12 protein-coding genes are annotated in these 14,163 nt (G+C 72.2%); 4 read left to right on the top strand and 8 right to left on the bottom strand.

The window, feature by feature from the left end:
• Positions 1–9 precede the first annotated feature (9 nt).
• Positions 10–873 (bottom strand): Fpg/Nei family DNA glycosylase, encoded by an 864-nt coding sequence (locus tag ACIQU3_RS22030; protein ID WP_403735910.1) that lies wholly within the window; start codon positions 871–873, stop codon positions 10–12.
• Between the two features lie 22 nt (positions 874–895).
• Positions 896–2,983: a SpoIIE family protein phosphatase gene (locus ACIQU3_RS22025; RefSeq protein ID WP_403735913.1), complete on the bottom strand. Its 2,088-nt coding sequence runs from the start codon at positions 2,981–2,983 to the stop codon at positions 896–898.
• 296 nt (positions 2,984–3,279) lie between these two features.
• Between ACIQU3_RS22025 and ACIQU3_RS22020 the strand changes: the two genes are divergently transcribed.
• A complete protein-coding gene (locus ACIQU3_RS22020) occupies positions 3,280–4,701 on the top strand; it encodes a lipase maturation factor family protein (protein ID WP_403735916.1) in 1,422 nt (473 codons plus the stop codon).
• A gap of 21 nt (positions 4,702–4,722) precedes the next feature.
• Here the strand turns inward: ACIQU3_RS22020 and ACIQU3_RS22015 are convergent, their stop codons facing one another.
• Positions 4,723–5,196 carry a carboxymuconolactone decarboxylase family protein gene (locus tag ACIQU3_RS22015; RefSeq protein ID WP_403735919.1) on the bottom strand — a complete coding sequence of 158 codons (474 nt, stop codon included), beginning with the start codon at positions 5,194–5,196 and terminating at the stop codon, positions 4,723–4,725.
• A 156-nt stretch (positions 5,197–5,352) separates the two neighbouring features.
• Here ACIQU3_RS22015 and ACIQU3_RS22010 point away from each other — a divergent pair, with 156 nt between their 5' ends.
• The 3 genes from ACIQU3_RS22010 (at position 5,353) to ACIQU3_RS22000 (ending at position 8,490) form a co-directional block, all read left to right on the top strand.
• Positions 5,353–6,378: an alpha/beta hydrolase family protein gene (locus ACIQU3_RS22010; RefSeq protein WP_403927240.1), complete on the top strand. Its 1,026-nt coding sequence runs from the start codon at positions 5,353–5,355 to the stop codon at positions 6,376–6,378.
• Between the two features lie 141 nt (positions 6,379–6,519).
• Positions 6,520–7,863, top strand: a complete 1,344-nt coding sequence (locus tag ACIQU3_RS22005) for an amidase (protein WP_403735926.1) — start codon at positions 6,520–6,522, stop codon at positions 7,861–7,863.
• Positions 7,864–8,070: 207 nt separating this feature from the next.
• Complete coding sequence (locus tag ACIQU3_RS22000; protein ID WP_403735929.1) at positions 8,071–8,490, top strand: VOC family protein; 420 nt, start codon at positions 8,071–8,073, stop codon at positions 8,488–8,490.
• A 52-nt stretch (positions 8,491–8,542) separates the two neighbouring features.
• On the opposite strand, the gene ACIQU3_RS21995 is transcribed toward ACIQU3_RS22000, so the two are convergent.
• The 5 genes from ACIQU3_RS21995 to glgC form a co-directional block, all read right to left on the bottom strand.
• Positions 8,543–9,025, bottom strand: a complete 483-nt coding sequence (locus ACIQU3_RS21995) for a GNAT family N-acetyltransferase (RefSeq protein WP_403927237.1) — start codon at positions 9,023–9,025, stop codon at positions 8,543–8,545.
• A 56-nt stretch (positions 9,026–9,081) separates the two neighbouring features.
• Positions 9,082–9,255, bottom strand: a complete 174-nt coding sequence (locus tag ACIQU3_RS21990) for a hypothetical protein (RefSeq protein WP_403735935.1) — start codon at positions 9,253–9,255, stop codon at positions 9,082–9,084.
• 465 nt (positions 9,256–9,720) lie between these two features.
• The gene (locus ACIQU3_RS21985) at positions 9,721–11,223 is read right to left on the bottom strand and encodes an SDR family NAD(P)-dependent oxidoreductase (RefSeq protein WP_403735940.1); all 1,503 of its coding nucleotides are present in this window, start codon (positions 11,221–11,223) and stop codon (positions 9,721–9,723) included.
• A 104-nt stretch (positions 11,224–11,327) separates the two neighbouring features.
• Positions 11,328–12,671: a wax ester/triacylglycerol synthase family O-acyltransferase gene (locus ACIQU3_RS21980; RefSeq protein ID WP_403927234.1), complete on the bottom strand. Its 1,344-nt coding sequence runs from the start codon at positions 12,669–12,671 to the stop codon at positions 11,328–11,330.
• A 260-nt stretch (positions 12,672–12,931) separates the two neighbouring features.
• Positions 12,932–14,152, bottom strand: a complete 1,221-nt coding sequence (glgC, locus tag ACIQU3_RS21975) for a glucose-1-phosphate adenylyltransferase (protein ID WP_403735945.1) — start codon at positions 14,150–14,152, stop codon at positions 12,932–12,934.
• Positions 14,153–14,163 lie beyond the last annotated feature (11 nt).

Below are 14,163 nucleotides of genomic sequence, written 5' to 3'. Positions count from 1 at the left end.
CGGCCCGGGTCACTTCAGCAGCCGGGACATCCTGCGGTCCGCCAGCGGCTTGCCGCCCGTCTGGCAGGTCGGGCAGTACTGGAGCGAGGAGTCGCTGAAGGACACCTCACGAATGGTGTCGCCGCACACCGGGCAGGGCTCACCGGTACGGCCGTGGACGCGGAGTCCGCTCTTCTTCTCGGCCTTGAGCCGTCCCGCCGCCACCCCCCGGGAACGCTCGACCGCCCCGGTGAGCGTCTCGCGCAGCGCCGCGTACAACCGCCCGGTCTCCTCCTCGTTCAGGGACGCCGCCAGTTTGAACGGCGACATCCTCGCCACGTGCAGGATCTCGTCGCTGTAGGCGTTGCCCACACCCGCGATCAGGCTCTGGTCGCGCAACGCGCCCTTGAGCTGCCGCCGTTCACCGGCCAGGAGCTCCGCGAGGCGCCGCTCGTCGAAGTCGTCGGCGAGCGGGTCGGGGCCGAGCCGGGCCACGCCCTCGACCTGCTGCGGGTCGCCCACGACGTACACCGCGAGCCGCTTCTGGGTGCCGGCCTCGGTCAGGTCGAACCCGGCGCCGGTCTCCAGGGCCACGCGCAGCGCGAGGGGGCCCTTGCCGGGGCGGGGCGGGCCGTCGGGGAGGCGGTCCTTCCAGTGCAGCCAGCCCGCGCGGGCCAGGTGCGTCACGAGGTGCGGCCCGTCCGCGGTCGCGAGGTCGAGGAACTTGCCGTACCGGCGTACGGCGGCGACCTCGTGGCCCTCCAGCGCGGACAGGGGAGGGTCGTACGTCTTCAGGACGCTGATCGCGACGGGCAGCACCCGTACGATCTCGTGGCCGACGAGGTGCTCGGTCAGGAAGTCCTTGAGCGCCTCGACCTCGGGGAGTTCCGGCATAGGTCCAGAGTGCCACGCGGGGTCAGTCCCGGCCGGGCACCACGAACTCGCACCACACGGCCTTGCCGCCGCCCCGGGCCTCCACGCCCCACACGTCGGTGAGCAGCTCGACCAGGAGCAGGCCCCGCCCGGAGACGCCCGAGTCGCCCGCCTCGCGGCGGCGCGGCAGGGCGCTCGAGGAGTCCTCGACCTCGACGCGCAGCCGGGGCTCGGAGCCGGTGAAGGCCCGCAGGGTGACGACCGCCGAGCCCTCGGTGTGCATCAGGGCGTTGGTGATCAGCTCGTCGGCGACCAGTTCGATCTCGTCGGCACGCTCGCCCGCTCCCCAGGCGGCGACCGCGGTGCGGATCATGTGCCGGGTCCCGGCGAGGGCCCCGGGGTCGCCGGGGGCCACGCGTCGTTGGAGCCGGCGGCCGGCCTGCGCACCCTCGGGTCCGCGCCTGCGCAGCAGGAGCAACGCGACGTCGTCGTCGCCGCCGCGCTCGGCGGCCACGTCGATGAGCCGCTCGGCGAGGTCCCGCACGTCGTCGGGGCCGGTGGTGACGAGCGCGCTCAGCGTGCGCATGCCGTCGTCGAGGTCGGCGCCGGGCTGCTCCACCAGGCCGTCGGTGCACAGCAGCAGCGTGTCGCCGGGGTCGAGCTCCATGGTGGTCACGGGGTAGTCGAGGCGGCCGAACTCGGCGGAGAGGCCGAGCGGCAGCCCGCCGGGGACGGTGACGCGGCGGCAGGAGCCGTCGGTGTGGCGCACCAGCGGATCGATGTGGCCGGCCCGGACCACCTGGAGCACGCCGGTGGACAGGTCGGCCTCCGCGTAGAGGCAGGTCGCGGAGCGGTCGGTGTCGAGTTCGTGCAGGAAGACCGAGGCCCGGGCCATGACGGTGGCCGGGGGGTGTCCCTCGGCGGCGTAGGCGCGCAGCACGATGCGCAACTGGCCCATGACGGCGGCCGCGTGCGTGTCGTGGCCCTGGACGTCGCCGATGACGGCGCCGACCCGGCCGCCGGGCAGCGGGATCAGGTCGTACCAGTCGCCGCCGATGTCCCGGCCGACGGAGCCGCCGATGGTGGCGGCGCGGTAGCGCACGGCGACGTCGGCGCCGGGCACGCTCGGGATGGTCCGGGGCAGCATGGCCTGCTGGAGGCCCTGCGCGAGGTCCATCTCCTGTTCGTAGAACATGGCCCGCTGCAGGCTCTGCGCGATGCTGCTGCCGAGGGCGACGAGGATGTTGCGCTCCTCGGACGTGAAGCCGTACCGGTCGCTGTAGAGCAGGCCCATGGCGCCGATTGGCCGGGCCTGGACGATCAGCGGCAGGTAGGCGGCCGAGGTGATGTCGAGGCCGGTGATGTGCGGCCACAGGATCGGATAGCGCTCGGCGAACTCCTCCGGCGACTCGATGAAGCACGGGCCGAGGGTGCGGACGGCCTCGCTCATCGGATACGGCTCGTCGATGCGGGTGACGCGGGTGCCGGGGACGAAGCTGTCGGAGGGGCCCTCGGCGACCAGGCGGATGCGGCCGGCCTCGACCAGGCCCATGACGAGACTGGTGGCGCCCAGGTGGACCAGGCCGTGGGTGTCCTTGAGGACGTCGATGACGTCCTGGACGGTGCGGGCGTGGGCGAGCGCGGCCGTGGTGAGTTCGACGACGCTGGTCTGCTGCCGACGGGCCTCGTCCTTGGCGGCCTGGTCGCGGCGGGCGTCGATCTCGCCGAGTTCCTGGGTGGCGTCCCGGATGATGCCGATGATCCGGCGGGGGCGGCCGGTGCCGTCGCGCCGGATGTAGCCCTGGGTGTGGGTCCAGCGCAGGGTGCCGTCGCGGCGGCGGATGCGGAAGTAGGCGCCGTAGTTCTCGCTGCCGTCCTTGAGTGCCTGCGAGACCGCCGTGTCCAGGCGCCGGGACTCGTCGGGCGGCACGCGCTTGGCGAGGGTCTCGGGGTGGTCGTCGTACTCGTCGGAGCGCACGTCGAAGACCTCGTGGGCCCGGGCGTCCATCTGCATCAGGCCGGTGTCCAGATCCCAGTCGAAGCTGCCCATCCGGTTGAGCGCGAGGATCGGATCCGGGTGGGCGGGCCAGTCGTCCGGGAGGGACAGGGCACTCGCTCCCCGATCAGCCATGGGCCCACCTTGCCAGGGTTCGTCCGATTCTTCGACCGGATGCGCCGAGTGTACGGGCCACCGTGTCGGATCGGCCCTCGGTCACCGAAGACACCCGAGGGGCCGCCGGGGAGGCGCTCGGCGGCCCGATCGCGGGGCATCAGCCCGGTTTCGACGGGCGGATGCGGGGTGTCCGGTATGACGTCGGGCCCGGCACTGTGGTGTGCTTCGGCCACTCCGGTCACGCAACCGGAGCGACGGGGCACCGAGCGTGACGGCCGGGTCCCGCGGCGTACGGGAAGGAGGGCCGCACGGCCGTGGAATGGTTCGCCGCATCCGACTACTGGGTGACCCGGCTGGTCTTCCAGCGGGCCCTGGCGGCCGTGTATCTGGTCGCCTTCCTGACGGCGGCGCTCCAGTTCCGCGCACTGATCGGCCGGCGCGGCATGCTGCCGGTGCCACGGTTCGTCGAGCGGGTGCCGTTCAGGCGCGCGCCGAGCCTGTTCCAGTGGCACTACTCGGACCGCTTCTTCGCGGTGTGCGCCTGGACGGGCTGCGCGGTGTCGGCGGCGCTGCTGGCCGGACTGGACTCGCTGCTGCCGCTGTGGGCCGGCATGGCACTGTGGCTGGTGCCGTGGGCGCTGTACCTGTCGATCGTCAACGTCGGTCAGACCTGGTACGCGTTCGGCTGGGAGTCGCTGCTGCTGGAGGTCGGGTTCCTCGCGGTGTTCCTCGGCAACGACGAGGTGGCGCCGCCGGTCGTCGTGCTGTTCCTGCTGCGGTGGATCCTGTTCCGCGTGGAGTTCGGCGCGGGGCTGATCAAGATGCGCGGCGACGCCTGCTGGCGCAACCTCACCTGCCTGGACCACCACCACGAGACCCAGCCGATGCCGGGCCCGCTCAGCTGGTTCTTCCACCGTCTGCCCAAACCCGTGCACCGCGTCGAGGTGGCGGCGAACCACCTCACCCAGCTCGTGGTGCCGTTCCTGCTGTTCACCCCGCAGCCGGTCGCGACGGCCGCCGCGTCGCTGATGATCGTCACCCAGCTGTGGCTGGTGCTGTCGGGCAACTTCTCCTGGCTGAACTGGATCACGATCGTGCTGGCGCTGTCGGCGGTGCGGTTCCCGGCCGATCCGCCGCAGGTGCCCGACGCCCCGCTGGGGTACGTGGTCGTGGTGCTCGCGGTGTCGGCGCTGCTGCTCGGCCTCGGCTACCGGCCGGTGCGCAACATGCTCTCCCGCCGCCAGGTCATGAACCGCTCCTTCGACCCGCTCCATCTGGTCAACACCTACGGGGCGTTCGGCAGTGTGAGCCGCGTGCGGTACGAGGTGGTGGTGGAGGGCACCGCGGACGACGCGCCGCACGCGGACTCGGGTTGGCGGGAGTACGAGTTCAAGGGCAAGCCGGGCGATCCGAGGCGCTGGCCGCGCCAGTTCGCGCCCTATCATCTGCGGCTCGACTGGCTGATGTGGTTCGCCGCCCTCTCCCCCGCCTACGCGAACTCCTGGTTCGGGACGCTGGTGGAACGGCTGCTGGAGAACGACCGGGACACCCTGAGGCTGCTGCGCCGCTCCCCGTTCCCGCCGGACGAGCCCCCTCGGTACGTGCGCGCCCGTCTGTTCCGCTATCGCTTCACGTCGTGGCGCGAACTGCGGGAGACGGGCGCGTGCTGGGAGCGGACGTACGTACGGGAGTACCTGCCGCCGACCCGGCTGGCGGGGCCGGGCCGAACGCCGTGACCGGGCGCCGGCCCTGCGCGGCTACGCGAACTGGCCGGGCCGGTAGTCGCCCGCCGGCTGTTCGAGCATGACGTTGAGCCGGTTCGCGGTGTTCATGAAGGCGATCAGGGTCACCAGCGCCATGAGCTGTTCCTCGTCGTAGTGCTCGGCGGCTCGCCGCCACACCGCGTCCGGCACGCCGCCCGCACCGTCGGCGATCCGCGTGCCCTGCTCGGCCAGTTCCAGCGCGGCCCGCTCGGCCTCGGTGAAGACCGTGGCCTCCCGCCACGCCGCGACGAGATGGAGACGTACGGAGCTCTCCCCCGCGGCGGTGGCTTCCTTGGTGTGCATGTCGATGCAGACCGCGCATCCGTTGATCTGGCTCGTGCGGAGCGAGACCAGTTCCCGGGTGGTGGCCGGCAGCGGCGACTCCACCACCAGCCGCCCCAGGGAGTGGAACTGCTTGACGACCTTGCTCGCGCTCGGGATGGCGAAGACGTCCAGTCGTGCGCTCATGGTGAGCTCCTCTGCCGTTGTCGGTGCCGTACACCCCTATGAGGCGGCGGCCCCCTCCGATGTGACATGGGCGCATGTGACCTGCGCCATAAGCACCGAGGCCCCGGGGACGGCAGACCCTGTCCTGCGGCACCGAGGGGGGTCACACTGGACGGTATGCGGCTTCGGGGCTCCGCCTGCGCGGCCGCCGGACTGCTGCTGGCCGTCACGCTGGGCTGTACCGGCGGTGCGGGCGGCGGCGCGCCCGAGGCGGCTCCGCTACCGGCCCGGGCCACGGGTGAGAGCCCGCGGACAGCGCCCTCCCCCGCCCCGGCCGACCCCGTCTCCCTCCAGGCCCTGATGCAGCGCGAGCACTCCGGCTCCGGCCTGCGCCTCGGCGCGGTGCTCGACCGCACGGACGCCTACACCCGCTACGCCGTCACGTACGAGGCGAACGGCCTGACGATCTCGGGGATCATGAACATCCCCGAGGGCGAGGGGCCCTTCCCGGCGGTGGTGCTGGCGCACGGCTACATCGACCCCGATGTCTACGTCAGCGGCCAGGGCATGCCGCGTGAGCAGGACCGCCTGGCCCGCCGCGGATACGCCGTCCTGCACACCGACTACCGCAATCACGCCCGCTCCGACAAGGACCCGGACAACGACGTGAACCTGCGCCTCGGCTACACCGAGGACGTCATCGGCGCCGCCCTGGCCCTGCGCGGCTCGGGGCGCCCGGAGATCGACGGCGACCGCATCGGGCTGTTCGGGCGCTCCATGGGCGGCGGGGTCGTGTACAACACCCTGGTCGTGGCGCCGGGCCTGTTCGACGCGGCGGTGGCGTACGCCCCGGTCAGCGCGCGGCCGGAGGAGAACATCGACCACTTCCAGCGGCCCGACGGCGACCCCGTCGTCGCCGAGATCGAGGACAGGCACGGCACGCCCGCGGACGATCCGGCGTTCTGGCGGGGCGTCTCGCCCCTCACCCACGCCGGCCGCATGACCGAGCCTCTGCTGATCCAGCACGGCACCGCGGACGGCACCTGCCCCCTGGACTGGTCGCGCGAGGCGGCCGCCACGTTCCGGAAGGCGGGCAAGGACGTCGAACTGCGCACCGTCTCCGGTGAGGGACACACCTTCGGGCCGAAGTGGGCCGCCTCGATGGACGTCACCGAGGCCTTCCTCGCACGCCACCTGCGCTGAACCGGCCGCGGCAGGCCCCTCGCCCACGCCACCGGCCGATCCCGGCACGGTCGGCGGCCTCGACGCGCGGTCCCCGCCGGGTGCACAGTTCTCCCTACGTACTCGTCAGTAAGTCCGCCCTCTCCCCTCCGAGGAGCCGCTGTGACCACCTGGGCCGGCCGTACCGCCGCCGAGATCGCCGCCGCCGTACGCGACAAGCGGGTCACTCCCCGGGAGGTGGTCGCCGAGCACCTCGCCCGGATCGAGCGGCTCGACGGCCGGGTCGGCGCGTTCCGCGCGGTGCGCGCCGAGGCGGCCCTGGCCGAGGCCGACGAGGTGGCCGAGCGCGGCGACTTCGCCGAACTGCCCCTGGCCGGGGTGCCCGTGGCCGTCAAGGACAACCTCGCCGTGCGCGGCGAGTCCCGGCGGATCGGCACGGCCGCCACACCGGACACGCCGGCCGCGCGCGACCATGTGACGGTGGCCCGGCTGCGGGCGGCGGGCGCGGTGGTCGTGGGGGTCACGAACGTCCCCGAGCTGTGCGTCTTCGGCACGACGGACGGCGTGCTGGGCATCGCCCGCAACCCCTGGGACCCCACGCGTTCGGCGGGCGGTTCGTCGGGTGGCAGCGCGGCGGCCGTGTCCGCCGGGATGGTGCCCCTCGCCCTCGGCAACGACGGGATGGGCTCCCTGCGCATACCGGCCGCCAACTGCGGCCTGGTGACCATCAAACCGGGCCAGGGGGTGCTCCCCACCGGCGAGGGGGACAGCACCTGGTTCGGCATGGCGGAGAACGGGCCCCTCGCCACGACCGTCGAGGACGCCCGATTGATGTTCTCGGTCCTGGCAGGCATCGAACCCGGGCCCGTGTCCGAGCCCGGCGCCCTCAGGGTCGCCGTGTCGCTGCGCAGTCCGCTGGCCGGCGTCACCGTCAGCCGTCCGTACGCGGCGGCCGCCCGGGACGCGGCGGGGCTGCTGATGAGGGCGGGCCATCAGGTCCGGCGCGCCGACCCGCCCTACCCGATGTCACTCGCCACGACCTCCCTGACGCACTGGACGGCCGGCACCGCCGCGGACGCCCTGCCGCTCGACCCGCGGCTGCTGACGCGCCGCACCCGCGTCCACGCCCGGCTCGGCCGGCCCTTCGTGCGCACCGTGAGCACCGGGGCGAGCCGCGAGCGGCTGCGCCGCCGGCTGGAGCCGTTCTTCGCCGAGCACGACGTGCTGCTGACGCCCGCGCTCGCCCGCCGCTCCCCGAAGGCCGGGCCCTGGCACGAGCGTGGCTGGCTGGCCAACGTGCTGGCGAACACGAACTACTCGCCCCTGACACCCCCGTGGAACCTGACCGGCTGGCCCGCGATGTCCGTCCCCTGCGGCACCCACCCCTCGGGCGCCCCGTGCGCGGTGCAGCTGGTGGGCCGCCCCGGTACGGAGTCCCGACTGCTGGCTCTGGCCGGGCAGTTGGAAGAGCGAAACCCGTGGCAGCGGACGGCGCCGATGGACTAGGGTCGGCCGGGTGACTGCCGGGTCGGCCGTAGGCCATGCACGAGTGAGGCGCCCGGCCTCGGAGTGAGCTCGGCGGGGATCGCCCCGCCCGGGCCCGCCCGAGAGCCGGAGAGGGCACGCGCCCCGCCTCCCGTCTTCGTGTCCTCATCCCAGCGCCCCGCATCGGCGCTTCCGCACGGATCCCGAGACCCGGAAACGAACTCACACATGTCCCGCACCCCGCAGGCCCCCGAACTCCCGACCACGGTCGCCCGCCTCGACCACACCGCCGTCTACGCCTCCGACCGCCGGCTGTCCGCGGAGTTCCTCGCGGCCGTCCTGGGTCTGGAGGTCGGCGCCCCCTTCGGCCCGTTCCTGCCCGTCGACCTGGGCAACGGTGTGACCCTCGACTACTACGAGAAGACCGACGAGCCGATCCAGTCGCAGCACTACGCGTTCCTCGTGCCCGAGGAACGGTTCGACGGCATGATCGACCGCCTGGAGGCGCTCGGGGTCACCTACTACGCCGACCCGAACCACACCCGGCCGGGCCGGGTCAACGACCTCTTCGGCGGTCGCGGCGCCTACTTCGAGGACCCGGACGGCCACAACATGGAGATCATGACCCGCCCGTACGCCCGGCCCTGACCGGCTCCGCCGGTGCGTCGCCGTAACCTCCTTCGCGGAGCGCGGTCCTGCCCTACAGCGCCCGGTACATGATGTGCAGCCCCACCAGGCCGTGCCGCGGGTGGTCGAAGGCCTCCGGGACGGTGCCGAGGATCGTGAAGCCCAGGGAAGTCCACAGTGCCACGGCGGGGTTGGTCTCGACGACGGCGTTGAAGACCATGCCCCGGAAGCCGGCGGTCCGGGCTTCGGTCAGGAGGTGTTCGGCCAGGGCACGGCCGTAGCCCCGGCCGCCCTGGCCGGGGTCGACCATGAAGCCGGCGTTGGCGATACCGGCGGCGGGGCCGCCGTAGTTGGGGGTGAGGTAGGCGGAAGCGACGACGGCGCCACTGTCGTTCTCGACGACGTAGACGTGTTTCGCCGGGTTCATCCACAGGACCCGGGCTTCCTCCTCGGAGGTGCCCGGGTCCCATGCGTAGGTCTCGCCCGCGGCGACGATGCGGTGCCAGAAGGGCCAGATGCGAGGCCAGTCGTCAGCCGTTGCTTCCCTGATCAGCATGGCCGTGAGTCTGGCACGCCCATGCGCTCGGAGGTCGCGGTGGGGTGCGCCCGCCGTCAGTCGACGCTGGGCAGGATGTGGGGCTCCGCGAGGTCGTCCTCGTAGCCCGCGAGGCGGATCGGGGCCGAACGGGCCCACACGTCGAGGCTGCCGAGCTCGTCGGCCCGCTGGCCGGCGCGCTCGCCGCGTTCCTTGGGGCGCTGATCGCGATTCGTCTTCTCCGGTGTCACCGCGCACTCCTTATGTGTCGGTCACCCTCGGGACGTACGCGCCGGTCCTGCTGCGCCTGACGCCCACTCGGGCCTCTATGCCAAATGCAGTTCGGACGCGGTGGCGCCGGTCGACTCACGGGAGAGCAGGCCGTGGTGAACCGGCTGGTCCCATGACGGACCGTGGGTGTGGGTAGGACCCCTGCTGCTGTCCGTCCGCATCAGATTAACCAAATGAGCAGGGCCCCGCTCGATGGGGCTGAAAACAACCGGTAACGATCGCGCGTCATCCCGCGTTCAACTCCGGTTAATGCACCGATTTGTAGACTTATGGGCTTTTTGTGAATCACTCGAACGGCGTACGTTCGACGACGGCGCAGCCCATTCGGTTGCACGGTTCAAGCCCGGCGGGCCGCGTCGCGACCTGCCTGCCAGGAGCCCCAAGTCGTGCTCCTGGCAGACGGCATGGCCAACCCGGCGGCGCCCCTACCACTTACCGGGCGCGTAGTCCTTCAGGAAGACTCCGTACAGGTCCTGTCCCGCCTCGCCCCGCACGATCGGGTCGTAGACCCGGGCCGCGCCGTCGACCAGGTCGAGCGGCGCGTGGAACCCGGCCTCGGCGAGCCTCAGCTTGTCGTAGTGCGGCCGCTCGTCCGTGATCCAGCCCGTGTCGACCGAGGTCATCAGGATGCCGTCGGTCTGGAACATCTCCTGCGCGCTGGTCCGCGTCACCATGTTCATCGCGGCCTTCGCGGCGTTGGTGTTCGGATGCCCGGCGCCCTTGTACCCGCGCCCGAAGACCCCTTCCATCGCGGACACGTTGACCACGTACGCGCGTCCGCTCTGCGCCTTCTTCGCGGCCTCGGCCATGGCCGGCCGCAGCGCGCTGATCAGGATGAAGGGCGCCGTGTAGTTGCACAGCTGGGTCTCCAGCAGCTCCACGGGCGAGATCTGCTCGATGGTCTGCACCCAGGTGTTGGAGTCGACCACGTCGGGCACGAGACCGCCCGCGTCGATCGCCGTGCCGTCCAGGTGCCGTTCGACGCTGGCGTTGCCCGCTACCAGGGCGAGGTCGGCCACCTTCTGGGCGTCGAGCCCGCTGGTTCCGAGCGGCAGCGCTGCGATGCCGTCGACCGCGCCGGAGTTGAAGGCGCCGATGACGTGGTGGGCGGGCAGCTCGCCGGCGGGCAGCGGGGCGCCCTCGCCCTCGACCAGCGCGGCGTACGCGGAGGGCAGACGGCGCACGGTCTGCGTCGCGTTGTTGACGAGGATGTCGAGCGGACCCGCCTCGGTGACCTGCTCCGCGAGGGCCACGGCCTGCGCGGGGTCGCGCAGATCGATGCCGACGATCTCCAGGCGGTGCATCCAGTCCGCGGAGTCGTCCATGGCCTTGAAGCGGCGGATGGCGTCCTTGGGGAAGCGCGTGGTGATCGTGGTGTGCGCGCCGTCGCGCAGCAGCCGGAGCGCGATGTACATGCCGATCTTGGCGCGGCCGCCGGTGAGCAAGGCCCGCTTGCCGGTGAGGTCGGCGCGGGCGTCGCGCTTCTCGCGGTTCAGCCGGGCGCAGTCCGGACAGAGCTGGTGGTAGAAGTAGTCGACTTCCACGTACCGGGTCTTGCAGGTGTAGCAGGAGCGCGGGCGCTGGAGTATCCCCGCGATCCTGCCCTCCTCGGTGGCCGACGTCGGCAGCAGGCCCTCGGTCTCGTCGTCGATGCGCTGGGCGGAGCCGGTCGCCGTGGCCTCCGTGACCGCCTTGTCGTGGGCGGTCTTGGCCGCCCGTCGCTCCTGGCGGCGGCGCTGCTTGACCGTGCGGTAGATGCCGGCCGTGGCCCGGCGCACCGCGACGGCGTCCGGGTGGTCGACCTCCAGCTTGTCGAGTTCCTCGAGCACACTGAGGCAGACGGCCAGGCGCTCCGGGTCGATGCCGGGTCCGTACGAGAGCCCGTCGGCCCCGTCCATGGCCTGCGGACCGTCCTGTGTCACCGTCATCGCCGCTGTCGTTCCCTGCTCTGCCCTCGCGGCGCGCCGGTCGCGCCCGCTTTCGAAGGGCGGATTTTACTTCAGCGCCGGGCCGCACCGCCAAACCGGCCTGATCACGACCGGCAGGCCTTGATCAGCGTCGCCACCTCCTTCGACACGGCCGTGGCGAACAGGTCGAGGTCGGGAACGGCCTCGCCGTCGGCGACCAGGCCGTAATGGACGCTCCCCCGGTACGTGGAGACCGCGACCGCCAGGGAGTGGCCCGGGGCCAGCGGGGCGAAGGGGAAGACGGCGGTGAGGGGGTGGCCGCCGAGTTTCAGGCCCAGGCTGGGCAGCGGCACGCTGGTGACCAGCAGGTCGAACCAGAGACGGGCCGCCTGGCCGACCAGAGGGCCGCCGAGCCGGTGGGCGAGGGCGGGGACGTGGTCGGCGAGCAGGGCTACGGCGCCCGCGCCCCGGTTGGGGCCGGCGTCCTTGTTGCGGTCCATGGCGTCCCGTACCGAGGCCAGGCGGGCCAGCGGGTCCGGGTCGTCCACCGGAAGCCGTATCAGGTACCCGGAGAGCCGGTTGCCCTGCGGGTACGCGGTGCGCGGGCGGCGCTTGGAGACGGGGATCAGCGCTCGGGGCGCGACACCCTCGCTGCCGTCGCCGCGCCCGTCGAGCCAGCGGCGCAGGGCGCCCGCGACGACCGCGATGAGGACGTCGTTGACGGTGCCGCCCACGGTCTTGCGCACCCGGTGGACGTCGTCGAGGTCGAGCACCACGCCTGCGGTGCGGCGGGTGCCGCTCGGCTCGCAGGTGAGAGCGGGGGTGGAGCGCACGTCGAGGGAGGAGCGGGCGACGGCGGCGCCGATGTCCAGGGCGCGGCTCATGTCGGACAGGGCACCGCGCATCATCGCGGGCAGATCACGCACGTCCGCCACGAGACCCCGCGGGGTCGCGGCGGGGCGCGGCCGGGGCGAGGGCATGTCCATCGGGTCCATGACGCCCGCGGCGAGGGTCAGTGCGCGCAGCCCGTCGGCGAGGGCGTGGTGGAACTTGAACAGCACGGCGAAGCAGACGCCGTCCTCGCCCGGCAGTACATGGGCCTCCCACGGCGGCCGGTCGCGCGCCAGGGGGCGGCCCATGAGGCGGCCCGCGTCCGTCTGGAAATCGGCGGTCGGGGCGTGCAGCCGTACATGGTTCAGGGGGTCGAAGTCCGGGTCCGCCTCACGGGCCGCGCCACCGAAGGCGAGCGGCCTGCGCAGCGCGGAGGGCAGGGGCTGCCACACGTCGCGGATACGCATCCGCAGCCCGGGGACTCCGGCCGCCCGGGCCGCGAGCAGGTCCGCCGCATGGGCACCCGCGGCGGGCGAGTGGGCCGAGAAGATCCCGAGCGCACCGAGGTGCATGGGGTGCTCGGTGGACTCGAGGTTCCAGAACGCCAGGTCGAGAGGAGCGAGCAGGTCAGCAGTCAAGGGCTTGCCTCGCGTCGACGACGGGTGGGTCAGCAGTCAAGCGCCCCCAGCCGATTACGGTCAAGTACGATCAGGCTACGTACAGTTAACAGCAGGTTACGTCCCACCCCTGCATACAGGGCGGGACTCATGGTGCATGTGCCGTCAGTCCAGCACAGGTTGCGCCGCCGGACACCCCGGGGGAGTCACCCGGGAGGCGTCACGGAACGCCGCACGCCACCCCGAGTGCATGTCAGGACAAAGTCCGGGCCCGACCGGTGTCAGGTGACCAACTGGCCCTTGCCCAGAGCGATGACCCCGCCCTTCGACACGGTGTACAGCTCCGCGTCCCGCTCCGGGTTGACCCCGATCGTCGCACCGGGCGGCACCTCGACGTTCTTGTCGAGGACGGCGCCGCGCACCACCGCGCCCCGGCCGATGTGCACGTTGTCGTGCAGCACGGAGCCCTGCACCACGGCCCCCGGGTCCACCACCACGCCCGGCGACAGCACGGACCGCGTGACCTGCCCGCGCACCAGGCAGCCGGCGCTGATGATCGACTCGCTGGCGATGCCACCGGCGTTGAAGCGGGCCGGTGAGAGCTGGTACGAGTGCGTGTAGATCGGCCAGCTGCGGTTGTACAGGTTGAAGGCGGGGCGCTCGGCGATCAGGTCCATGTGGGCCTCGTAGTAGGCGTCCAGCGTGCCGACGTCCCGCCAGTAGCCCTGGTCTCGGGTGGTCTCACCGGGGACGTGGTTTGCGCTGAAGTCGTACAGCGCCGCCTCGCCCCGGTCCGTGAGCTGGGGCAGGATCGAGCCGCCCATGTCGTGCACGGACGACTCGTCCTCCGCGTCCCGCTTGAGCGCCTCGATGAGGGCCTTGGTGGTGAAGATGTAGTTGCCCATCGAGGCGAAGACGCAGTCGGGGTCGTCCGCCAGACCGGGCGGCGCCGTGGGCTTCTCCAGGAAGCGCTCCACCGTCTGCCCGTCGGAGCCCGGCGTGATCACCCCGAAGGAGGAGGACTCGGTGCGCGGCACCCGGATCCCGGCGACCGTGACGCCCGCGCCGCTCTCGATGTGCTGGGCGAGCATCTGGCGCGGGTCCATGCGGTAGACGTGGTCGGCGCCGAAGACGGCGACGTATTCGGGCTGCTCGTCGTAGACGAGGTTCAGCGACTGCAGGATCGCGTCCGCGCTGCCCAGGTACCAGCGCGGGCCGAGGCGCTGCTGGGCCGGCACGGGCGTGACGTAGTTGCCCAGCAGGTTGGACATCCGCCAGGTGGTCGTGATGTGCCGGTCCAGCGAGTGCGACTTGTACTGCGTCAGGACGCAGATGCGCAGGATGTCGCCGTTGACGAGGTTGGACAGGACGAAGTCGACCAGACGGTACGTGCCGCCGAAGGTCACCGCCGGTTTGGCCCGGTCCGCGGTCAGGGGCATCAGCCGCTTGCCCTCGCCGCCCGCCAGCACGATCCCCAGGACCGAAGGACCACCACCACGCATGGCCGCTCCCC

The organism is Streptomyces sp. NPDC101110 (genome assembly GCF_044759525.1).
GTDB lineage: Bacteria > Actinomycetota > Actinomycetes > Streptomycetales > Streptomycetaceae > Streptomyces.
This window is presented reverse-complemented; position numbering and strand designations above follow the sequence as displayed.